At 47.5% G+C, this 21,704-nt stretch carries 19 protein-coding genes and 1 tRNA gene; 9 read left to right on the top strand and 11 right to left on the bottom strand.

Going from position 1 to position 21,704, the window contains the following annotated elements:
- Positions 1-109: 109 nt before the first annotated feature.
- A complete protein-coding gene (locus tag HRI97_RS06005; RefSeq protein WP_021330214.1) occupies positions 110-475 on the top strand; it encodes an FMN-binding protein in 366 nt (121 codons plus the stop codon).
- 56 nt (positions 476-531) lie between these two features.
- Here the strand turns inward: HRI97_RS06005 and HRI97_RS06000 are convergent, their stop codons facing one another.
- Both HRI97_RS06000 and trpS read right to left on the bottom strand, forming a co-directional pair.
- Complete coding sequence (locus HRI97_RS06000) at positions 532-1,293, bottom strand: exodeoxyribonuclease III (protein WP_253727234.1); 762 nt, start codon at positions 1,291-1,293, stop codon at positions 532-534.
- Between the two features lie 7 nt (positions 1,294-1,300).
- Complete coding sequence (gene trpS, locus HRI97_RS05995; protein ID WP_180486241.1) at positions 1,301-2,395, bottom strand: tryptophan--tRNA ligase; 1,095 nt, start codon at positions 2,393-2,395, stop codon at positions 1,301-1,303.
- A 45-nt stretch (positions 2,396-2,440) separates the two neighbouring features.
- On the opposite strand from trpS, the gene HRI97_RS05990 reads away from it, so the two are divergent.
- Together HRI97_RS05990 and HRI97_RS05985 are read left to right on the top strand one after the other, a co-directional pair.
- A complete protein-coding gene (locus HRI97_RS05990; RefSeq protein ID WP_253727233.1) occupies positions 2,441-3,562 on the top strand; it encodes an RluA family pseudouridine synthase in 1,122 nt (373 codons plus the stop codon).
- 22 nt (positions 3,563-3,584) lie between these two features.
- A complete protein-coding gene (locus HRI97_RS05985) occupies positions 3,585-4,493 on the top strand; it encodes a hypothetical protein (RefSeq protein ID WP_253727232.1) in 909 nt (302 codons plus the stop codon).
- 219 nt (positions 4,494-4,712) lie between these two features.
- On the opposite strand, the gene pcnB is transcribed toward HRI97_RS05985, so the two are convergent.
- The 5 genes from pcnB to HRI97_RS05960 form a co-directional block, all read right to left on the bottom strand.
- The gene (gene pcnB / locus HRI97_RS05980; protein WP_253727231.1) at positions 4,713-5,819 is read right to left on the bottom strand and encodes a polynucleotide adenylyltransferase PcnB; all 1,107 of its coding nucleotides are present in this window, start codon (positions 5,817-5,819) and stop codon (positions 4,713-4,715) included.
- Between the two features lie 289 nt (positions 5,820-6,108).
- A complete protein-coding gene (locus tag HRI97_RS05975) occupies positions 6,109-8,037 on the bottom strand; it encodes a leucine-rich repeat domain-containing protein (RefSeq protein ID WP_253727230.1) in 1,929 nt (642 codons plus the stop codon).
- A 668-nt stretch (positions 8,038-8,705) separates the two neighbouring features.
- Positions 8,706-8,951 (bottom strand): hypothetical protein, encoded by a 246-nt coding sequence (locus tag HRI97_RS05970; protein ID WP_436411271.1) that lies wholly within the window; start codon positions 8,949-8,951, stop codon positions 8,706-8,708.
- A gap of 103 nt (positions 8,952-9,054) precedes the next feature.
- Positions 9,055-9,909 carry an Rpn family recombination-promoting nuclease/putative transposase gene (locus HRI97_RS05965; RefSeq protein WP_253727229.1) on the bottom strand — a complete coding sequence of 285 codons (855 nt, stop codon included), beginning with the start codon at positions 9,907-9,909 and terminating at the stop codon, positions 9,055-9,057.
- A 133-nt stretch (positions 9,910-10,042) separates the two neighbouring features.
- Entirely contained in the window at positions 10,043-10,978 is a 936-nt protein-coding gene (locus HRI97_RS05960; protein WP_253727228.1) for an alpha/beta hydrolase, read from the bottom strand.
- Between the two features lie 129 nt (positions 10,979-11,107).
- On the opposite strand from HRI97_RS05960, the gene HRI97_RS05955 reads away from it, so the two are divergent.
- The 5 genes from HRI97_RS05955 to HRI97_RS05935 all read left to right on the top strand — a co-directional run bounded on the left by HRI97_RS05955 (position 11,108) and on the right by HRI97_RS05935 (position 15,640).
- Entirely contained in the window at positions 11,108-12,346 is a 1,239-nt protein-coding gene (locus tag HRI97_RS05955; RefSeq protein ID WP_253727227.1) for a class I SAM-dependent RNA methyltransferase, read from the top strand.
- Between the two features lie 10 nt (positions 12,347-12,356).
- Positions 12,357-14,177 (top strand): outer membrane protein assembly factor BamB family protein, encoded by a 1,821-nt coding sequence (locus tag HRI97_RS05950; protein WP_253727226.1) that lies wholly within the window; start codon positions 12,357-12,359, stop codon positions 14,175-14,177.
- Between the two features lie 37 nt (positions 14,178-14,214).
- Positions 14,215-14,448, top strand: coding sequence for a hypothetical protein (locus HRI97_RS05945; protein WP_253727225.1), 234 nt, complete (start codon positions 14,215-14,217; stop codon positions 14,446-14,448).
- A gap of 31 nt (positions 14,449-14,479) precedes the next feature.
- Positions 14,480-15,466 carry a leucine-rich repeat domain-containing protein gene (locus HRI97_RS05940; RefSeq protein WP_253727224.1) on the top strand — a complete coding sequence of 329 codons (987 nt, stop codon included), beginning with the start codon at positions 14,480-14,482 and terminating at the stop codon, positions 15,464-15,466.
- A 90-nt stretch (positions 15,467-15,556) separates the two neighbouring features.
- Positions 15,557-15,640, top strand: a tRNA-Leu gene (locus HRI97_RS05935).
- A 1,009-nt stretch (positions 15,641-16,649) separates the two neighbouring features.
- On the opposite strand, the gene HRI97_RS05930 is transcribed toward HRI97_RS05935, so the two are convergent.
- The 4 genes from HRI97_RS05930 to HRI97_RS05915 all read right to left on the bottom strand — a co-directional run bounded on the left by HRI97_RS05930 (position 16,650) and on the right by HRI97_RS05915 (position 20,214).
- On the bottom strand, positions 16,650-17,246 hold the full coding sequence (locus HRI97_RS05930) for a hypothetical protein (protein ID WP_253727223.1): 597 nt from the start codon (positions 17,244-17,246) through the stop codon (positions 16,650-16,652).
- A 657-nt stretch (positions 17,247-17,903) separates the two neighbouring features.
- On the bottom strand, positions 17,904-18,260 hold the full coding sequence (locus HRI97_RS05925; RefSeq protein ID WP_253727222.1) for a hypothetical protein: 357 nt from the start codon (positions 18,258-18,260) through the stop codon (positions 17,904-17,906).
- A 362-nt stretch (positions 18,261-18,622) separates the two neighbouring features.
- Entirely contained in the window at positions 18,623-19,129 is a 507-nt protein-coding gene (locus HRI97_RS12710; protein ID WP_495574006.1) for a DUF6652 family protein, read from the bottom strand.
- 107 nt (positions 19,130-19,236) lie between these two features.
- On the bottom strand, positions 19,237-20,214 hold the full coding sequence (locus tag HRI97_RS05915) for an ankyrin repeat domain-containing protein (protein WP_253727220.1): 978 nt from the start codon (positions 20,212-20,214) through the stop codon (positions 19,237-19,239).
- A gap of 376 nt (positions 20,215-20,590) precedes the next feature.
- Between HRI97_RS05915 and HRI97_RS05910 the strand changes: the two genes are divergently transcribed.
- Positions 20,591-21,538, top strand: coding sequence for an L-lactate dehydrogenase (locus HRI97_RS05910; RefSeq protein WP_021331174.1), 948 nt, complete (start codon positions 20,591-20,593; stop codon positions 21,536-21,538).
- The last annotated feature ends 166 nt before the right edge of the window (positions 21,539-21,704 follow it).

The following is a 21,704-nucleotide window of genomic DNA, read 5'->3' as shown; positions in this document are numbered from 1 at the left end:
GGCTGCTGCCGGGAGTGCAGCCGATTTTTTTACATTACACGAGATTTTTTCTAATAATAAAATTTCTCATGCGAATCTCTGTGTACAGAAAAACAGGAGGTATGATTTTATGAAAAAGCTGTGTGTGATTGCGGCGGCTGCCGTAATCGGAATGTTTTCGCTGTATGCAAGCGGTAAAGACGTCTCGTACAAAGCGGGAACCTACAGAGAGTCGGCGAAGGGCAATAACGGAGATGTAACGCTCGACGTAACCTTTTCAAAAAATGCGATCAAAAGCATTAAAGTCGTTTCGCACAAAGAAACGCCGGGTCTTTCCGATCCCGCGTTCGCAAAGATTCCCGATGCGATCGTAAAAAAACAAACGCTCGCAGTCGACGCCGTTTCGGGAGCGACGAATACGTCCCGTGCGATCCTTGAAGCCGTCGAAAAAGCGGTCAAAGCCGCAGGCGGCGATGCCGCTGCTTTGAAAAAATAAAACGGTCTTCGAAAAAACGCAGCCGCACATTCAAAGCATCGAATGTGCGGCGGAACTCACGCATCCGCTGTAAGCCGTATCGGGCAGTGATCGCTTCCCGTAACGTCGCTCAAAATTTCACTCGATAGTATGCGCGGTGCAAAGCTTTCGTTTACGCACTGATAATCGATTCTCCATCCGATATTTTTTTCCCTCGCGTGAAAACGGTAACTCCACCACGTATACCGTTCGGGTTCCGCGCAAAACATTCGGAACGTATCCGTATAGCCGCGTGATGTAAATTCGTCCATCCACGCCCGCTCTTCGGGAAGATAGCCCGCATTGCCTTCGTTCGCTTTAGGGTTTGCCAAGTCGATCGGTTTATGCGCGATATTGTAGTCGCCGCACAGCACGACGTCGAAACCTTTTTTGACAAGCGTATCGAGATAGTTTAAAATCGAAGCGCAAAAGCCGAGCTTGTATTCGAGCCGTTTGCCGCCGTCCTGGCTGTTCGGAAAATACGCACTTATGACGACGAGCTTTCCGAAATATGCGCTCACGACCCTACCCTCCGCGTCGTAGGCGGCATCTCCGAGGTATTCGACTTTGTCGGGCGTTTTTTTCGTATAGAGCGCCGTGCCGCTGTAGCCCGCCCTTTGTGCCGATGCAAAAAAGGACGTATAGCCTGCGGGCTGCAAAAGAGCGGGCGAAAGCTGTTCGGGTTTTGCTTTCGTTTCCTGAATACACACGATATCGGCTTTGCAGGAGGCGAGCCAGTCGACAAATCCTTTTTTTTCAACAGCGCGGATACCGTTTACGTTCCACGAAATGATGTTCATACTTTCCCTATATCGCCATGTTCATGACCGCCCGCACTTCGTCGAGCGTTTTTTCCGCAACGGCGCGAGCGGCTCGTATGCCGTCAATGAGGACGCTTTTGATATACGCTTCGTCCTTTTCGAGTTTTTTCCGCTCGGTGCGGAGCGGGCGGAGTTTTTCGTTGAGGCTTTCGGTGAGCAGGCTTTTAAGCATTTTTCCGCCGCCGTCTCCGATGCGCTCGGCAATCGATTCGGGAGCTTCGTCCGTGCACAGCGAAATGAGCTGTAAAAGGTTCGCCACTTCGGGACGATTTACCGGATCGTAGGTGATCCGCCGCTCGCCGTCGGTTTTCGCTTTTTGTATCAAAGCCGCCGTTTCGTCTTCGCTCGCGCACAGCATGATCGCATTGCCGCGGCTTTTGCTCATCTTTTGGCTGCCGTCAAGCCCTTTGATATTCGGCGTTTTCGAAAGGAGCGCATAGGGTTCGGGAAACACGGGAGCGTCTTTTGCAAAGCGGTCGTTGAAGCGCCGCGCGATCGTGCGCGTCATTTCGAGGTGCGGAAGCTGATCCTTTCCGACGGGAACGACGTTCGCTTTACAAAAAAGGATATCGCATGCCTGATGGACGGGATACGTGTACATGCCGGCGTTTACGTTTTTTATACCGGCGGACTGTATTTCCTCTTTGACGGTCGGATTCCGCATAAGCTCCGCGTTCGACACGAGCGTTAAAAAGGGCAGCATGAGCTGATTGCATTCGGGTACGTAGCTGTGCGGATAGATGACGACGTCTTTTCCCGGTTTGATCCCCGCCGCAAGATAATCGATGACGAGCTGTTTCGTATTTTGGCTGATTTCGCGGAAAGCGTCGTGATCGGTGAGCACTTGGTAATCGGCGATCAGCACCATGGTCGGAACACCGAGATTTTGCAGCCGCACGCGGTTTTGAAGCGATCCGAAATAGTGCCCGATGTGCAGTCTTCCCGTCGGACGGTCGCCCGTGAGCACGCGGTATTTTTTCGGATTGAGTTGAATATCTTTTTCGATTTCCCGGCTTTTGGCAAGAGAAGCTTCGTAGGTGCCGCTCTCGTCGGCATATTGTATTTCATCGCGTTCGTTCATATATCGAATATAGCACATCGCGCGGATGTAAGCTATACTGTCGTTATGGATTTTACGGATTTTGCTGCGGGAAGCGACGACGGCGGAAGACGGGTCGACAGAGTGCTCCGCCGCTTTTTGCACGGTGCAAACCTTTCTTCCGTGTACGGCGCTCTCCGCAAAGGGCTCATCCTCGTAAACGCCCGACGCGTAAAACCCGATGCGCGCATCGAAAGCGGAGACGTCGTATCGATCGCATCGTTTTTACTGCAAAACGAAAAATCCTCCGGCAACGGAAACGCCTCGAACGAAAATCGGCGGGTGTACAAAGCAGCCCCCCTGCCCTACACCGTCGTCTTTGCAAACGAACATTTTCTTGTCATCGACAAACCGTACGGTGCAGCGGTTCAAGGAAAAAATTCGATTGCCGAAAAAATTGCCGCTTATTACGCGGCATCCGTGCCGAAAGAAAAACGCTCGCTCTCTTTTGTCGCGGGCCCCCTCCATCGCCTCGATAAAAATACGACGGGCATCCTCTTTTTTTCGTGGAGTCTTGAAGGAGCTGCGTGGTTTTCGAAAGAGCTGAAAGCGCATCGCATACGAAAAAAATACATCGCGCTCGTCGAAGGCGACATGGAAAGCGAATGCGTGTGGGAAGATTTTATTAAAAAAAACGATGAGTCGAAAGCGCTCTTTTATACCGTGCGCGTCGTGTCCGGCAGTACGGCCGGTGCGGGCGACATACAAAACCTCGCAAGCGGCACGGGCAACCTGCAAAACCGCGCAAGCGGTCGAGCGGACAAAACCGTGTGCGCAGCAAGCGGCGCGGCATCGGGCTCGCTCGCCGCAATACACTGCGCAAAACGCGCGATCACAAAAGCGAAGCCCCTTTGCCGCGCATCGTACAAGGGACGAAGCGTAACGCTCGCCGAATACGAAATCGAAACGGGGCGTATGCATCAAATCCGCGCCCAGTCCGCGTTTCACGGTTTTCCGCTTTTAGGCGATACGGCGTACGGAGGAAGCCGCATCGACGAAGCCCGAACTTTTTTTCTTCACGCGTACGAAGTGCGCATCGGCGAAAATCCCGTCGGTCTTCCGCCCGTCATCACATCAACGCTGCCTGCCGCTTTCGAATCGTTCAACGATAAAATATTGCCGAATTGGCGGAAGTGGCTTATACTGTAAGATAAGGATGTAAGGCAAAGCAGTGCGGATATTTCGTAATGTCGTAAGCGAATTGATTCAGCCGTTCAAACCCGATACCGTATACGCGCTCGTCGGCGGGAGCGGCACCGGCAAAAGCTATAAGGCAAAGCTCGTCGCCGCGCGTTTCGGGCTTCGCGCCATCATCGACGACGGACTGCTCATTCAAGCCGATAAAATTCTTGCGGGGCATTCGGCAAAAAGCGAACAGTCGTTTTTGGGCGCCGTCCGCGTCGCACTCTTCGACGACAAAGAACACCGCGACGAAATCGCGCGAAAAATCAAACGCTACCACATCAGGCGCATCCTCATACTCGGCACGTCCGAAAAAATGGTTATGCGTATCGCCTCCCGATTGCAGCTGCCCCCGCCGTCGAAGATAATCCGCATCGAAGACATTTCGACCGAAGACGAAATCGCGCTCGCCGTAAAGTCGCGCCAAATCGAAGGCAAACACGTTATCCCCGTGGCAGCGGCGGAAGTGAGGAAGCTCGACCCGAAAATATTTTCAGGCGGCATCCGCTTCCGCTTTCACCGCCTCAATCCCTTATCGCTTATCCGAAAAGAAAATAAAGTCGTCGAAAAATCGATCGTACAACCCGAATTTTCAAAGCAAAACCGCCTGCACGTTTCCGAAGCCGCAATCGTAAAGCTCACCGTTTCGTGCATCTCAGGCTGCGACGGCGCGATTGTCGTCAAAAAAATTTCTATTGCGGCCGACAGCCGCGGCTACAAACTCACGATTACGATCGACATCCCTTCGGACGCGCAGTCCGCATCGGGCACTCCGCTTACAAAGCGCGTCGACGGCCTGCAAAAATCCATCATCGACGCCGTCGAAAGCACGACCGGCACCTTTATCGAAGAAGCGAATATCATCATCGACAAAGTAACCGAACGCGCCCCCGGGTAAGGCTGTCGGAAATTTGTTTTATAAAAAATTAATAATTTTTCGATTTTACCTTTGACATTTTCGGACGGCACTTTTTTGCCATCCCGCCTTCCGCGGCTCGCTCACGCTCGGCCGCTTCGCTCGCTCTTCTCGCTCCGGCGGCCGCCTTCGGCGCCGCTCCACGCGGGCGTAAGCGGTATTTTCATTTTCAGTTTTATTAATTAATCAAAAAACGGGATCTTATTGATCGTCTGCGTGTCCGATCGGCTTTCGCCGCTTTTTTGAAGAGCGGACCGAAACGCCGAGCGTCTGCAGCACCGCGCGGACGGCGAATTCGAGCTCCGTTCGCTGAGGATTCATCGGAAGCACGTACTTTCTACATTCGCTCCACGTCCGTATGTACAGCTCTCCGGAAGGCGTGCGAAGGGCGACTTCTTTTTTCCAATCGGTGAGCGTTTCGATAAAATCCTGCACGATAAAGACGAGCTTCCTTCCGAGCCGCACATCGCCGTCCGATGCGCTCAATTCGTCGAGCGCTTGCAAATGTTTCATATACGAGCTTTCAAAATCTTTGCTTTCGTATATGAGAGCAGTCGCCGCGGGCTGCAAGTACATATACAAGTCGGTTTCGAGCGCTTCACGCACGATATCGTAAGCGCGGCCGCTGTTGATGATTTTTAAAAGTTCTTCGGTCAAGCGGGAAGCAGACACCGTTTCGAGAAGATGTGCGCTTTTTCGGATTTTGTATCGCAGCGAAAAAGGCATGCGTGCTCCCGTCATCGCCGAATACTTTACCGCGCGCAGCATACGCACCGGATCTTCGACGAAGATGCGGTCAAGCGCGATGACCGGGCGAAGGACGTGTTTTTTGATGTCGCGCATGCCGCCGACGTAATCGATGACCTGTTCTTTTACGGGATCGTAGTACAGCGCGTTGAGCGTAAAATCGCGCCGCTTTACGTCTTCGTCCATAGAACCGAATTCGTTTCCGACGGAACCGTCGACAGTCGAACGAAAAGTGCTCACTTCAAAAATCTTCGATCCGAATACGACGTGTACGAGCCGAAAACGGCGCCCGATAATGCGCGCATTTCTGAAAATTCTTTTGATGCGATTCGGCGTCGCATCGGTGACGATATCGAAATCTTTCGGAACGTTTCCGACGATCAGATCGCGCACCGCCCCTCCGACGATGTACGCGCTGAAACCCGCGCCGCGCAGCCGCTCGATTATCCTGAGCGCGTCGACGTCGATTTTATCTTTTGCAATGCCGTGTTCAAGTTTTGTGTAGATGAGAGCCTTTTTGACGGGTTTGCCCCGTTCGTCCGTTCCATAGCGAATAAGCACAATAAATTAATAATAAGGAATGCGCATCCCTGCGTCAATATGTACGCCGGATTTTACCTGTTCGGTTTTTCCGCTTCGGACGGCGTACGCTGCGCTCACTGCCGCTCGACCTCTCCGGCAAAAGGTGAACCTTACAGACGGCAAACCGCCCCAAGCCGGAGCTTTTTCCGACTTGAGAGCGGTCAATCCGTTTTCAATTGGTAATGAGTAATTTGTAATTAAATTACTCATTACACATTAACCATTGAAATTACCAATTACCAATTATCCATTAGCGCATTACTAATTTCTAATACTCCACAATCGTGCCGAAGTCTTTCCAGCCTTCTGCGGCTTGGTAGAGTGCTTTGGAGCCGGCGGGGACGCGGAGCGTTGCGAAACCGATGGGCGTGTTCTTAAACACTTCTTGGCCAGCTGTAATGACCGGCGGAGTTGCCGCTTTGCACGTTACCGTCTTCAGTTTAGGATTTCTCGAAAGTGAATACCACCTTATTTGGGTAAGCGTTGAAGGGAGCTCGACCGACGTCAATTCGGGGCAGGAGACAAGAAAGCTGTTATTAAGAACTTTTATGTTTTCCGGCACAACTATCGAACTCACTTTTATTCTGCACAGCGAATAATGGCCGATAAATTCCAGCGAAGACGGCAAGTTAAGCGTTGTAAGGTTGGGACAACCGCAAAACACATAGTCTCCAATACGCTTTAAACCGTTTGGCAGTGTAACGGAAGACAATGCGGCAACTTCATCAAACGAGCTCCTTTCTAAGCTTATTACACTTGCAGGAACGGCGTAAGAAGTGTCAGGTTTGCCGCATGGGTACCAGAGGAGTTCGGTTTTATTTTTGTTAAAAATAACGCCGTTTTGGGAAGAAAGGAACTCGTTATCGGATGCGACCGTTACGCTTTGCAGCGTCGTTCCCCAGGTAGAGACCCACTCTACATCTGTTACCGTGTAGGTTACGCCGCCGTGGGTAACTTCTTTGAGTATGGTAAGTGATGTTCCCGTATACGGCACGTCAGGTCCATGACTTGTACCTGCGGTTACGCTCACCTCTCGCTCATCTTTGTCCGTTATGTGGTAGCGCACGCCGCCTTCTTCAAAGTAGTCTTCGTTTACTTTGACGGTGATGAGCCCCGAAAAAGCTGTTTGTCCGCTTACTTTGTCGGTTATCTTTATGCGCGTTGAGCCGACTTGTTCGCACCATATCTCGATTTTACCCTGACTGTTCAGTTTGTCTGTGTAAAGTGTGAGGATGTCCGGCGTTTCAGCTTCCGCCGTGTAGCTGCCGGAACCTGCCGTTACAAACCGGTATTCAAAATCATCTCCTGCCGTTTTGGTAAATGCCGTTGTATCCACCGTGAGCGCAGGACCGGCATATTTAAACTTTACTTTGATGTTTGCCGCTGCCATTACGGTATGGTTGTAGGTTGTATTTGCTCCTCCCGAGATGACCGTTCCGTTGTTCGTCCATTGTTCGACCGCATAACTCGAATATGCCGGCGTTGCCGTAAAGACGACGGTTTTGCCGTGTTCCACTTTATCGCCCGAACTGATTTCGCTGCCGTCAACTTCGGCTTTGAGTGTGCCGTGTCCGCCATCCACGCCGAAATCGATTTTACACAGTACCTGCTTAAAGGTTACGGTTACGGTAACGGCTTCGGTGATTTTAAGCGTCGCGCTCGTGCTTCCGTCGGTGCCGCCTGCTAAAAACGAGCCCGACGAAACCGTCCACTTATCTACCGCATAGCCTGCATCCGGTTCTGCCCTAAAGATAAGTTCGGTGCCTTCGGGTACATCGTTATTGTGCGGATTCGGAAGCTGCGGAACGAATTCTACCCTGCCGTGTACCGGCGGTGTAAGCATGACCGTATGATTGACCGGAGGCGTTCCGCCGTTCGTTTTAAAGGATACTTTAATCTTCGCGTTTGCCGTAACTTTGAGCGTATAGGTAAGCGCTGTGCCGTTTACCGCCGTGCCGTCAAGCTCCCACTTTTCAAGCTCGTAGCCTTGAAGCGGCTCTGCCGTAAAGGTAAGCTCGGTGTTTTCGGCTGCCATGCCGTCATCGCTCAGTGCAGGCGTTACCCTTACATTGCCGCCTATATTGTAGTCAAGCTCTACTTTGTACTTTGTTACCGGCGGCGGTACGGGCGGTGTTCCGCCTCCCGAATCGCTGCCGTTCGAGCAGCCTGTAAAAACGAGCGCTGCGGCAAAAAGCAAAACGCCCGCTGCGATCGAGACGCTTTTTACAAGGGCTTTACCGAATACCCCCCCCTATACAGATGTACAGGGTTCGATTTTACTTTGTTCATCATAAACCTCCCATAAAGACTTTTGCAGGATGCACGTCTTCCGATGTCGAACAGTTCCGCTATTCTATGATTATTATAACATATTTCATCGCTTTTCACAACTTTTATTAATCGAGGACACAGGGCTTACGCATGAGAATCTATATTCCTCAAAAAATAACCATTACCGTAAAAAATCGGCTGCACTCCCGGCAGCAGCCCTGCCGTTCGCCGCGGCAGACCGTGATTGGAATCGGACTGCGCGAACTTTTTTACCAAAAAGTTCGCTTGCCATCGGTCTGAGCGGCTCGGCGGCATTGCCGCTGCCTCGCGTTCCGCCTTTTTTATTTTATATTATGTCTCTTTTCTGTGTATACATTTTTCATGCGTAATCCCTGTCGAGGACATGTGATATTTTCGTTTTATTAATTATTGGAACCTCTAAAACTGCAGTTTTTAGAGCTAACTTTGAAAATGCGATGTTTTCAGAACGGTTGCACCGGAAATGTATACACGAAAAAAAGCATGTAAATGAAAAAAGGCAAAACGTGAGGCAGTCGAAGATGTGACGAATTGTTGGCGTGCGAGCAGCTCGGCTTACAGCTGTTTGATTTCCCTTTCGGTGAGGCCGGTCATCGTGCAGATTTCGGCAATCGGATAGTTGTGCGTTCGCATGAGCTTTGCCGTTTCAAGCGCTTTTTGATATGAACCTTCGGAAATGCCTTCTGAAAAACCCTTCGCTTCGCCTTGTGCGATGCCTTCTTTCAGAGCAATTTCTCTTTCTTCTTCCCGCTGCACGGCTATGTCCACATCGTAATCGTATTCGGCTATGAGCATATTCATCACCTCCCGACTTTTTCTTTGTAAGTATTCCCGCAGGATGTCGTTTCGTATGCATTCTTTAATCGCGTTCTTATTAAGCAGGGAATGATTAACAGCGGTTACTTTAAAGAGCTTCAACTTCCGCTTCGGTGAGACCGGTCGCTTGGGCAATGTTTGCGACCGACAATCCCAAGACGAGTAAATTCTTCGCCGTTTCAAGCGCTTTTTGATATGAACCTTCTTTCAGAGCAATTTCTCTTTCTTCTTCCCGCTGCACGGCTATGTCCACATCGTAATCGTATTCAGCTATGAGCATATTCATCACCTCCCGACTTTTTCTTTGTAAATATTCCCGTAAGATGTCGTTTTGTATGCACTCTTTAATCGCGTTCCGAAAGCCGTTTTCACTGTCGAGCTTCGTGTGTCTCCTCACGGCATCTACGAACAACGTGTATTCTTTCAGCGGTTTGCACGTGTGTAAGATCTCATTATCTTTATTATAATTGATATTCGTCACGCTGACAACGACTTCAAGGCTCGGCTTTTCGGGCATCGTCATAAAGGCGTCGGACAGACGGAGCGTTGCGGATTCAGGGTAATCTTCTTCGCCGTTGTAGAACACGTAGAACTCCGGCGTCGGAATCTTTTTCAACCTGCGGAGATAGCGGTCGCGGGGATTTTGAATGCGTTCGTAGAGGCGTGCGGCATACTGTAAAAAGCGCAACGGCATATTGGCGTTGACAGTCGATTGATGTTCTACCAATACGATGATCTTTCCGTCGACGAGACAGGCGACGTCGTTCCGGAAAGCCATATACATCACCTGTTCGAGACGGAGCGGCTCGAGTTCCGCCGATGCGTCAAGTTCTGTTCCATGCAATGCGTTGTAGAGCGAAAGAAAGTTTGCTTTCGCGTTTTTATCTTCGCCGAAAAAGTCGACAAAGACCGAATCCTTATACCGACGATTGTGTTTTGGCATGAAATACCTCCGTATATATATCGCGGAAATATTGCGATTTCGGAGGTTTTCAAAAGCATCGTTCAAATTCGATTACGAACTCGTACCCGCAGTACTTGTAACGAGCGCGAAGTTCCCCGCGCGGCTTGCACCGCTAGAGAGAGGCGAGCCACAAAAGCACGTCGCTTTCGACTTCGGCTTTATTGATTTCGTTGAAAAGCTCATGCCGCGCGCCGTCGTATTTTTTGACGGTGAGGTTTTGTATACCGTTTTTGCGGTAGATCGCACAGAGTTTTTCTACCGTTTTACCGTAGCCGCCGACGGGATCGGCCGTGCCGTAGATTATTAAAATCGGTAAATCGGACGGGATCTTTCGTATATTCGCCCTTTTGTGGATTTTTATAAGGCCGTGCGTCAAATCGCAGTAAAAGCTCGCCGTCGGATTAAAACCGCAGTACGGATCGGCGATATAACGCGCGACGGCGTCTTTATCGCGCGAAAGCCACTCCTGCCCGTTTACCGAATCGGGAATTTTTTTCGTATATGCGCCGAAAGCCATCTGTTTTAAAAACGGAGACGCGCGTTTTTTCCCTTTGAAAAACGCGATCGCGCGCGCAACGATATTGCCGAGCGCGACAAGCGAAAAGGAAGGACCCGCGGTTCCGCACAAAATACAACCGTCGATGAGGGGGGCATAGGTTTCGATAAAAGACTGCGCGACAAAGGAGCCGAAAGAGTGTCCGAGCAGCACCGCCTTTTTGCCCGGAAAGTCGGCTTTCGCTTTTTCGAGCACTTCGCGCACGTCTTCCGTAACGCGCTCGAATCCGTTTTTGTCCGCAAGAAATCCGAACATGCCGGTGTGTTTTTCTTCGGCGCGTTCGGCGGTTTTTCCGTGTCCGCGCACATCGTGAGCGTTCAGCACAAAACCGTTTTCCGCAAGCACGGTACCGAGCCGCTCGTATCGCCGAGCATGTTCGACCATACCGTGAGAAAGCTGTACGATTCCTTTTACTTCACCGTCCGGAATCCATCGCGTGACGAAAACTTCTTCGCCGTCGCTCATCGTTTGAAAAAATTGCCGCATTTGCATAAGGCTATTATAACGGAATGCGGTATGAGGTGAAAAGAGCGCTTTTGAAAACCGAGTGCGTTTTCGGCTGCCGATACGACCCTTTCGCCTCGTTGAAAAGGGCTGCGTTTCGCGCTATCATTATATACTATGTCTATAACCGTTACGGCGGAAAAGCTTACGTTCGGAGGCGACTGCATTGCGCGGGTAAACGGAAAAACGGTTTTTATCCCGTATGCGATTCCGGGCGAAACGCTCGACATCGAAATCATCTCTTCAAAACGCGATTACGATAAAGCGCGGATCGTGAGCGTTTGCGCGCCTTCGCCTCACAGACAGATCCCCGCGTGTGCATATTACGGAATCTGCGGTGGCTGCAATATGATGCATATAGACGATGCATACCAGCTCTCGCTTCGAAAATCGGTGCTCGCCGACTGCTTTTCGCGCTCGGGAATCGATATACCGGAAATCGATGTGATTGCGGGAAAAAGTTCGGGCTATCGCGCGCGGTTTTTGCTGCACGACGGCGGGCTTGTCGCACGCGACGGAAAATCGATCGTGCCCGTAACGCGATGCGCCGTCGCAACGGATGAAGTGAACGCGTGGTTTTCCGAAACTGCTTTCGAAAATCGTCCGCACGGTCTCCTCCGCATATTCGGGGATAAAAAGGTCGTAGGATCGGCGGAGGCGAACGGTAAAAAAATCGTTTCGGCGGAATGCCCCAGTCATACGGAAATCGATGAAGCGGCAAAGTCCGCGCAAAGCACGCACGGAAAAAAAATCAAAACGCCTCCGAAGCGCTTTTCGGGAACGCTCTCGTCTCCCGATACGGCGGTAAAAATCGCGATCGGCGGAAAAGAAATCGGCTTTGACGTGAGAGGATTTTTTCAATCGAATACGGACGTGCTTGAGCGCGCAATCGAAAAGGTATGCACCTCTCTTTCGGGCAAAAACGCGCTCGATTTGTATGCGGGATGCGGTACCTTTTCCGTGTTTCTTGCGGATACTTTCGAACACGTAACGCTCGTCGAACACAACCGCGATGCCCTCGTTTTTGCCGAACAGAATATGGCGGGAAAAAATCACGCGAGTTTTGGCGTAAGCGGCGCGGCATGGGTACGCGCTTTTGCAAAAACGGCACCGCTTTTCGACGACGCCGTCGCGGATCCGCCGAGGAGCGGGATGGAAAAAGAAGTGTGCGAGTGGCTTTGCAAAAGCGGTATTCCGCACATACGTTCTCTTTCGTGCGATCCCGCAACGCACGCGCGGGATGCGGCAAAACTCATCCGTTCGGGCTACCGCCTCGCCTCTCTTTCGCTGCTCGATTTTTATCCGAATACGTGCCATATCGAAAGCTTGGCAATCTTTGAAAAACGAATGAAATAAGGTAGACAGAATGCAAAAAACGTCTAAATTTTTATACAACTTAACAATCTTTTTAATATTTTCAGCCGGAAATGCGCTTTTTTCGCAAACCGATACGGCTGCTCGGCGCAATTTTGCGACCGAAGAGCCGAACTGGTCGCTTACGCTCAACGGAAAAATCATCGCCCCTCCGCAGGCAACGTCCTACGGTTTTGCAGTCCTCACCGACGGACGCACGGTGTACGCCGCTTCTGACGACGGTACCGTCCTCTGGCAAAAGGAACTCGGAGGCAGAATCGCGCCCTACCTCACCGTTCTTGACGGCGATTTTTTGCTGACCGTTTTTCGCGGCAATACGCTTACGCTTTTAAATCCCGAAGGACTTCCGCTGTGGTCGGCTCGCGTGCCCTTTACGCTTGCAGGTGCTCCGTTTATCGGGCGCGATGCGCGCATCTTCGTACGCGGAAAAACCGATATCGCGTGCTACGGAATCAAGGGCGTATGCAAATGGCACATCCGAACCGAAGAGCAAGATATGCAGGCAATACAGGAACTCCCCGACGGGAGCATCGTCGTCCTGCTCGTAAAACCCGATAACGGAAAAACGGCGGCGCTGCGCATATCGCCGTTCGGGGAAATCATCGAAAAGTTCGCCTTTACCGGAATCGTCGCGTCCTGCGTTTCGTCCCCTCAAGGCGGCATCCTCGTTACGCTGAAATCGGGGGATGCGGGGCTTTGCGCGCTCGACGATAAAAACAAAACGACGACGAAGTGGGCGCTTTCCCGAACGGAAGGCTCCCCTACGCTTCCCGCAAACGACGGCGGTTTTTTTATCCCCTATTCGTCGACGAGAGCCGCGCTTGTGCAGGCGGCAGGAGAAGATGCCGTCGTCACGTTTTATAAATTGTCCGACGGAAAAGCGTCAACGCATTACCGCGTTCCGGGCATCGACGTTTTGCGCATTTCATACGTCAAGCCTTTTTTGCGCGGCATGGCCTTCGCGGACACGAACGACGCGGTCTTTTGTACCGAACGCGAGGGCGCCGTGTGGAACGTGCGCCTGCCCGCAATGAACGGCTCGTCCGATCCGTGGAATTATCTTCTGTATACCGAAAGCGGCTACCTCATCATGTGCAAAAAATCGTGGACGATCGCGGGTTTCCGCGTCGTACAGAACGTCGGAGGCGGACAGCTGCAAAGACAGGAACGCGGAAATTACAATGCTTTTTTTACAACGGAAATTCCGCTCTACAATATGTATGAAATCGAAGGAAAGCTCGATACGGGATTGACCGGAACCGAACGAAGAGCGGCGCTCGAGAGCGGTATGTACGGTCAGCTCGAAAAAGCGTGGGCATCGGAATTGAAAAGCGCATGCGAAGCTTACCGTTCGGCGCGTGCAAGCGCGCAGACGACTACCCGCACAAAGCGTTCGGTTTTTATCGAAGACGTCGCCGGTACCGATGCAATGTTTAAACAGCTTTCCCGCTACGGGACAAGCACCGAAAGCGAAATCATCGCGCGCCTCATCGAAGCCGAAGGGATCGGCGTGCATTTGCCCACACTCATCGCACAGGCCGGAGAATGCGCGTACGATCCCGCGGGCAGCATGCTCGATTCGCTCGACAAAGCGTTCCGCTCGATTCCTTCTCAAAATACGCGGCTTTTGCAAATCCTGTGCGACACCGTCTTTTCGATATGCCGCTTTATGGGACGACCCGCTTTTTACCGGCACGGCAAAGACATACTCGCCCGCCTCCTCTACCCGCAGTACGACCCGAAAGTGAGAGCATACGCGGGGCAGACGCTGCAAAAGATCGCCGCGCTCGGACGAGAGCAAAAGGAAAATTAGCTACGTAAAAATATAATAAAATATTTTGAAGGAATATATGAAAAGCACAGTAAAGAAAATTGTAACAGCGGGATTGGGCGCCGTTTTATTGTCCGTCATCTGTATGCTTATCGCCTGTACCGATGCGCCGGACAGCTCCGAATACGAGGCTGAAAAAATCGACGGAGGAGTTTCATTAATCGTAAAGCGCGACAGACAGGTGGATCGAAAGCGGCGCGCCAACAAGCATCCCTTTAATCCAAACCGGTACGAAGCTTATCCTCAAAGGTAATATTATCGAACTGACTTGTGCAAACAATGATTTGACAGCGCTCAACGTACAAGGTGTACCCGCCTTACAAAAACTTGACTGCGCCGGCAACGAGCTGACTTCGCTCGATGTGCACGGACTGACCGCTTTAAAAGATCTCGACTGCTTCGGTAACAAGCTGACTTCACTCGATGTGCAAAGTTTAAAGGCTCTGCAAAAATTGAGCTGCAGCATAAATTCACTCGATTCGCTCGACGTACACGGCTTAACCGCTTTAGAAGATCTCGGCTGCAGTGCCAATCGGCTTACTTCGCTCGATGCGAGCGGCTTGATAAATTTAAAAGAACTCGGCTGCAGCCATAATCAACTCACTTCGCTTAATGTGCGGGGCTCGCGCGCTTTAGAAAAACTTTATTGCACTTATAACCAACTTACTTCGCTTGATATACAAGAGCTTCCCGTTTTGAAAGAGCTGTATTGCGGCAATAATAAGATCTCTTCGCTCAATACGAGCAGTTCAGCCGAACTGCAGGTTCTCGGATGCGCCGATAATAAATTGACTTCGCTCGACGTACGAAGCTTAAACGCTTTAACGGATTTAGTGTGCAGTAAGAATCTGCTTTTGTCATTGAAAGTACATGATTTAAAAGCTTTGCAATCGTTGGACTGTTCCGACAATCGGCTTGCTTCACTCGATATTCAAGGGTTTCCTGCTTTGGAGAATTTAACGTGCAGCGCCAATCAGCTTTCTTCGCTCAACGTACAAAATCTAAACGCATTGAGCAAGTTGGATTGCTCGTATAATCGACTCGACGCGCACGCGTTTACGACACTGTTTAACAATCTGCCGACGCGTTCCGATCTTGTATATAGCAAAGCTCAGTGTTATGTATACGGCGAAGTTCCCGGCAAAACGGAAGGAAACTGTAAAAATTTTTCATCGCCGGAAAATCTGAAAACCGCGTTTGAAAAAGCGAAAACCGTCAAAAAATGGGAGATGCTCAAATGGCGTACGAAGGACGAATCTGAAGAGCTGTAGATGTTGCCGAAAAGCATACGCCCGCACAATGTTAACCGCGTACAAATGAATTGACGTGGTGCCGATATTTTGTTATTATAGCGGAACGTCGCCCGGATGGTGGAATTGGCAGACACGCTAGCTTCAGGTGCTAGTGAGCCTACGCTCATGGGGGTTCAAGTCCCCCTCCGGGCATATTCGCATATTTCAGAAAAAAATAACTTCTTAACACATTAATCGCAATCAATAAATATTGTTTGGGACTTGAACCACGAAGCGAGCGCCGAGCAGGTGCGAGGAAGAGCTCATAAACCCGAGCAGTGCGCAGGATTTATGAGCGTGTTGATAAACGAAAAACGCATCAGCGTTTTTCACCTCACGACTTTCCGGCGGCAGGGATGCCGCCGGAAGCGAGCGCAGGCGTCCCGAAGGGGACGTATAGGAAGTACGTACCCGAAGGGATTCAAGTCCCCCTCCGGGCAAGAGCGAGCGATTTCGAGCAGTGCGGAGAAATCGCGAGCGTCTCCTACAAAAGAAAAACGGCCGAGCCGTTTTTCAACTTCCGACTTAATCAGAGCGATTTCGAGCAGTGCGGGACTTGCAACGAGCGCGTTAGCGCGAAGTTCCCCGCGCCACTTGCAACGAGCGCGTTAGCGCGAAGTTCCCCGCGCCACTTGCAACGAGCGCGGAGCGCGAAGTTCCCCGCGCCACTTGCAACGAGCGCGGAGCACGAAGTTCCCCGCGCGACTTGCAACGAGCGCGGAGCGCGAAGTTCCCCGCGCAGAAATCGCGAGCGTCTCCTATAAAAGAAAAACGCTGCAGACGTTTTTCGACTTCCGACTTATCAGAGGCAAATCCGAGCAGTGCGGAGAAATCGCGAGCGTCTCCTATCACACAGCGCGCCGTAAATGTCGTACTGTGTGTCCTCATAAGGAATTGCAGTCGGCTTTCATACCTTTTATTACATCCGAAAGGATGAGGTATAAAAACCTCCGCACGGATAAAAGAAAAACGCGTCTAGCGTTTTTCGCCTTCCGACTTAAAAGAGCAAATCCAAGCAGTGTCCGTTCGGGATACATCCGTGTATTCCGAACTACCGCATTTTGCGTTGTATCAACACGGCATCTGTGCCGTGCATTTAACGAGCGCGGAGCGCGAAGTTCCTCGCGCAGAAATCGCAAACCTCTCCTGTTGATATGAATCATTATTTAAACCAATCTGTATAAGCTATAGTTATTCCGATTGAAAAACTATTCTCTATTTTTTCAAATTTTTTTGACATATTATTTTCTTTACTGGAATGATGCACAAACATTAACGGGTAATAATTTAAATTAAGGCCAATGCTGAATCCGGACTTAAAAAAATATATAATATTACTTCCTATTCCTACATAAGCCAGACCAATTGTGCTTTTTATATTCGTCTCTTCATGTGAGGATCCCCCAAGAAGGAAACCGAATGAAAATCCGGGTGAAATTATGAAACCGCTTTCTTCTCCCAAGCGTAAAAGAAAAGAAGGTGCAAGCAATGAAGCAAATCCTAAACATAATTCTTTTTCGTTGTGTGAAAAAATTATACTTCCGTCAAAATGGAATCCGATTTTAGTATCTTCCTTAAAGATATTAAATCCTACATACATGGCCGGTTTTGGAATTATTATACCGATTTCGTTAATAACTTCTTCATTACAATTAAAACCGAAATCAATATTTAAACCTGCTGTGATATAATTTTGAGCTGACAAGTGTTGAAAAAGAAATATAAAAACCATCAAAAGCAAAATACTTGTTTTTTTCATTTTTTCCTCTTACCAAGCAAGCCGGAGAGCTGTCGCGCCATAACATTGTTTTACCCCGCAACGCAAGTGAAGACATGCATTGTCGAGCTTCAAAACTTTGTTATGTATTTTTATATATTCATAAATAATCATAAATTATTATTTTTATATAATTTTGATTATTAAAAAATTCAGACAAAGTTATACGATCAATCTTTTCATTGAGCTCTTCCCTTATAACTTGGCCTTTGTTATTATAAAAGATATTTTTTGTATATCGAATATCTTTTGTCTCACCTTGCTTCTGAATTAGTCGTTCTTGAATTATACGGTTATTTTTTTTTCTTATATTTAAATACTTTTCTGTTATTTTGATTATCTACAATTTCAATTAAATCACCATTTTTATTATAGAAATAATTGTATTCGAAAACAAAGGATTTCTTTTTTGATAATCTTATTTCGTGTTCAAATTTATAAAATATATATTTATGATGAAAGTCTTCGGCAAAACAAAAAAAGAAATTACTGAAAATAAAAAATACTGAAAAGAACTTTTTCATTTTTTCTCCATAAGCGCCCCGGTACGGGTGTCCGCCTAACATTAGCTTGTACCGCACGCGGCTTGACCGCGTGTCGGTTATAAAAACGGTATTTTGTGTTTTAATTTTTAATTTATTACATCTGTACAGTTACAACAATACTACATAGAAAAATTACAATTACATATAAGATGCTTTTATATCTATTTATGCGGATATATTCACCATATTCAAAATACTCTTTTTTGCAGGTTTTCTCGTATTGCGAATTTAACCTTTCTAGAGCCGCACCAAGCGAATAAGACTTTCGTAAGCCGTATTCTTCGCCATAAAATTCTTTATACCCAATATAGGACATAGTTTCTGCATCGCCTTCCAAACGACAAAAATCAATGAAAGTTTTGTATCTATTACTCCATAAGATCAAACTCCGAATAAGTGTAATAAAAAAGTATACTGCACACAATCCACTAAAAATTTTTAATACAATCATTTTTCTCCCAGCGGCGCAAAGTCGTGTTCTATGGCTGCCTTGTTGATTTAAAGTAAACTTCAATATTAAAGATTTTTTTTAAAACTAAACCTATATCTATTAATAATCCAAATACAATCCATGAATGAATTGTATTTATCTTAAATTCTCTATACTGTTCGTTATAATTATTTTCATTATTCATTTTTTATATCCAAACAAGCAGACCTCCAACCTGTCCGCCTATAACATTTGCTTGTACCGCACGCGGCTTGTCCGTGTATCGGCTTTGAACCTTTGTTATCGCAAAAATATTTCCTATTCTTTTTTAAGAAGCTACGTTTCTATTATTAAAGTTTTTCCAAACAGTGTAAAGCCGTGTACTACAGCTTTCTATTCAAATAAACACCGTCAATTATGTCTAAGCAAAAAATGAATGCCAAAATACTATGTATAACGGTAAATTTTTTAGAGATTTCTTTTTGTCTATATTTTGCTATCAATGTAAATGTCATTGGCAAGCCTGTAAAAAATATACTCCAACAGTCTGCAATAAAACAACATATGGTAATAATAAAACCAAGCGGAAGGGTAAGCATTGCAAACCCAAGAACAAAAATAAAAATATAAGCCGGTATATGAAGAAATTTTACATAAAGTATATTTTTCATAAAATCGGTATTACAGTTATTGTTAAAAGTTTCTATTCCAATGTTTATCAAGCACTTTACGGCAAAAAATAATTCTATTATGTTTACGGCGAGAAAGAAAAAACAAATTAATAAATTGAGAAAATTCGGAAGTTCCGACAAATAACCAGAAAACAAAAAAGCGAATATATTTATTGTTGCAAAATACGGAAACAAAATTAATGTTATATATTTTTTCATTTTTTTCCTATTACCAAGCAAGAAGGGGAACTGTCGCCATAACTACGCATTTAAACAGCGCACGGCTTGACCGTGCGCCTGCTTTGAAATACATGTTATGTGATTTATTATTTTCTAAGATTTAAAATATCTGCATAGGTTCTTCCGAATTTTGTTCTTATATTTTTATCAGCCCCTTTAGATATTAACAATTCGATCAATCCCTCAGGATAAGCTGCTGACGCATAATGTAAAACCGTCCATCCAAAATCATCTATTTGATTTACGTTTATCTTATTATCCAACAAGAACATTACAACTTCTACTTGAGCTTTTTGAATTGCCCTTGCATTCCCATAATAAGGCATATCTCCGATAAAGTTGATTTTTGCTGATTCTTCATTTTCATTAACAGGATTTTCCCAATTAATTAAAGGTCCGTAATATGTAGCGGCAAATAACAAAGCTGTTTGATTTGAACTATTTAAACAATTAATACCAACACCTTTTTTTACAGCATATTTTATTAATTCCAAAGAATTTTCATTTATATTTTTTGATGCAAGATGAATCAAAGAGTTTCCCATTTCATCTTTATAATTGAAATCCGGATTTAATGCTTCACAAACCGCATCATATTTATCTGAACTAACTAACGACAGAATCATTGGATTAGTCAGTTTTCCAACTGTAATGGCTTTTACTTTCGCGCAAATATCTTCAATTGATTTTCCATTATCACGAAAATAGTTTCTAAAACCCCATATATATTTATTTGAATCTACAAAATCATTTTCACAAAAATATTGAATTATTTCGTCATCATATTGATTCCAAATTGCATTTGCAAAATACTTTTCTTTACCTTCAGCTCCTGCTTCAATAAGTATTTTTACTAATTCAAAATTATTTTTAACGCGTTCGATAGGGTAATAACCATAATACTTTTGGTTAACATCCTCACCGGATGCAATTAATTTCTTCACTGTGTTTATATTAACTTTGTTTTTCATTAATGCGCTATTTAATTTCGATAGTTTTTCAGCTGCAAAAATCATTGTCGTACTTAAAATACAAATAATAATACCGAATACAATTTTTTTCATTTCTTCCTCCTAAAGCGTCTCACTGCGCATATCCGCCATAATCCTCTTATTCGGCAAAATCGTCGTATAAGAATCATACAACATATAACGTGATTTATTATACCACACATCATCCGAAAATACAGTATTTATACGGTTGCCGTCTGAAATTACAGAAGCAACCTTCGTTCGTTCCAATACATTCAAAAACCGCGCGTTTTTTCTAACCGCAAATCTGAGTAAATCATCTGTAGCTCCCCTGCCCTCCCCGATTTTCCACTTTACATTTTTTTTGCAATTCACTAGTATTTTTTTTGTGGATGTGCCGTCGGCACAAGAGGGAGCAATCCCCATACAAGACTTGCTGTAGCAAAGTAGCAGTGCAGAGGAACAAAAATTGGCATTCAAAGTCACGATCATCGGAGCCGGTCAAGTAGGCTCTACGATCGCGTATTCGCTCACCGTTAAAGGCATCGCGTCCGAAATCGTAATGATCGATATCAATACGCAAAAAGCTTTGGGCGAAGCGCTCGACATCAGGCAGGGTACGCCGTTCTGCGACCCCGTAACCATCTATGCAGGAACCTACGCGGATGCAAAGGATTCCGATATCGTCGTTCTGACATCGGGCGTCGCTCGAAAGCCCGGACAGTCGAGGCTGGATTTGGCGCAGACGAACGTCGACATCACGAAGAGCATCATCCCCGAAATCATCAAGTACGCTTCGACGGCGATCTACGTGATCGTTTCGAATCCCGTCGATATTTTAACGTATCAATTTTGCAAAATGTCGGGACTGCCGCAAAATCAGGTTTTCGGTTCCGGAACGATCCTCGACACTGCCCGCCTTCGCGCACGCATCGCCGAATACTACCACATCGCACAGCAAAACGTACACGCATACGTTTTCGGCGAACACGGAGATTCGTCGTTTATTCCGTGGTCGCTTGCAAATATCGCGACGATTCCCGTCGACGAATATAAATCCTGTCTCGAGGATAACGACAAACTCATCCCGCCGCTCGTTCACGAAGAAGTCGAATCCTATATCCGAAGCTCGGGCGGAAAGATCATCGAACGCAAAGGGGCGACCTTTTACGCCGTAGCGATTTCGGTCGCGCACATCGTCGACTGCATCAACAACGCCGCCGACACGACGCTCACCGTTTCCGCGATGGCGAACGGCGAATACGGCATAAAAGACGTAAGCCTTTCGATGCTTTCCGTCGTCGGCCGCACGGGATTTCACGGGCACTTGCTCGCACCGCTTTCCGATATGGAAATCGTACAGATGCGGCGGAGCGCGGACTGCTTAAAAGACGTGATCAAACAAATACGGTTTTAGCATCGGTGCTTTGGTGTGATTGCGGACGATCGTTCGCAGGATCGGAAAATGCGCCGAATACGAAAATCCCGTTTTTACTGAAAACAGGATTTCAAATCCGTTTGACATCTTGCGCCGCTGCCCGATTATCGGTTCCGTTTTCCGAACACTATCCTCACCCGCAATC

The sequence above is a fragment of the Treponema socranskii subsp. buccale genome (assembly GCF_024181585.1).
In the GTDB taxonomy this organism is placed as follows: domain Bacteria; phylum Spirochaetota; class Spirochaetia; order Treponematales; family Treponemataceae; genus Treponema_D; species Treponema_D buccale.
Note: the sequence above shows the minus strand (reverse complement) of the source record. Positions and strands in the feature narration are given on the sequence as shown.

Excerpts from the sequence above, each read along its gene's own strand:
- HRI97_RS06005 (WP_021330214.1), top strand. The coding sequence starts at position 110 with ATGAAAAAGCTGTGTGTGATTGCGGCGGCTGCCGTAATCGGAATGTTT.
- HRI97_RS06000 (WP_253727234.1), bottom strand. The coding sequence starts at position 1,293 with ATGAACATCATTTCGTGGAACGTAAACGGTATCCGCGCTGTTGAAAAA.
- trpS (WP_180486241.1), bottom strand. The coding sequence starts at position 2,395 with ATGAACGAACGCGATGAAATACAATATGCCGACGAGAGCGGCACCTAC.
- HRI97_RS05990 (WP_253727233.1), top strand. The coding sequence starts at position 2,441 with ATGGATTTTACGGATTTTGCTGCGGGAAGCGACGACGGCGGAAGACGG.
- HRI97_RS05970 (WP_436411271.1), bottom strand. The coding sequence starts at position 8,951 with ATGAATATGCTCATAGCCGAATACGATTACGATGTGGACATAGCCGTG.
- HRI97_RS05965 (WP_253727229.1), bottom strand. The coding sequence starts at position 9,909 with ATGCCAAAACACAATCGTCGGTATAAGGATTCGGTCTTTGTCGACTTT.
- HRI97_RS05960 (WP_253727228.1), bottom strand. The coding sequence starts at position 10,978 with ATGCAAATGCGGCAATTTTTTCAAACGATGAGCGACGGCGAAGAAGTT.
- HRI97_RS05955 (WP_253727227.1), top strand. The coding sequence starts at position 11,108 with ATGTCTATAACCGTTACGGCGGAAAAGCTTACGTTCGGAGGCGACTGC.
- HRI97_RS05950 (WP_253727226.1), top strand. The coding sequence starts at position 12,357 with ATGCAAAAAACGTCTAAATTTTTATACAACTTAACAATCTTTTTAATA.
- HRI97_RS05945 (WP_253727225.1), top strand. The coding sequence starts at position 14,215 with ATGAAAAGCACAGTAAAGAAAATTGTAACAGCGGGATTGGGCGCCGTT.
- HRI97_RS05930 (WP_253727223.1), bottom strand. The coding sequence starts at position 17,246 with ATGAAAAAAACAAGTATTTTGCTTTTGATGGTTTTTATATTTCTTTTT.
- HRI97_RS05925 (WP_253727222.1), bottom strand. The coding sequence starts at position 18,260 with ATGATTGTATTAAAAATTTTTAGTGGATTGTGTGCAGTATACTTTTTT.
- HRI97_RS12710 (WP_495574006.1), bottom strand. The coding sequence starts at position 19,129 with ATGAAAAAATATATAACATTAATTTTGTTTCCGTATTTTGCAACAATA.
- HRI97_RS05915 (WP_253727220.1), bottom strand. The coding sequence starts at position 20,214 with ATGAAAAAAATTGTATTCGGTATTATTATTTGTATTTTAAGTACGACA.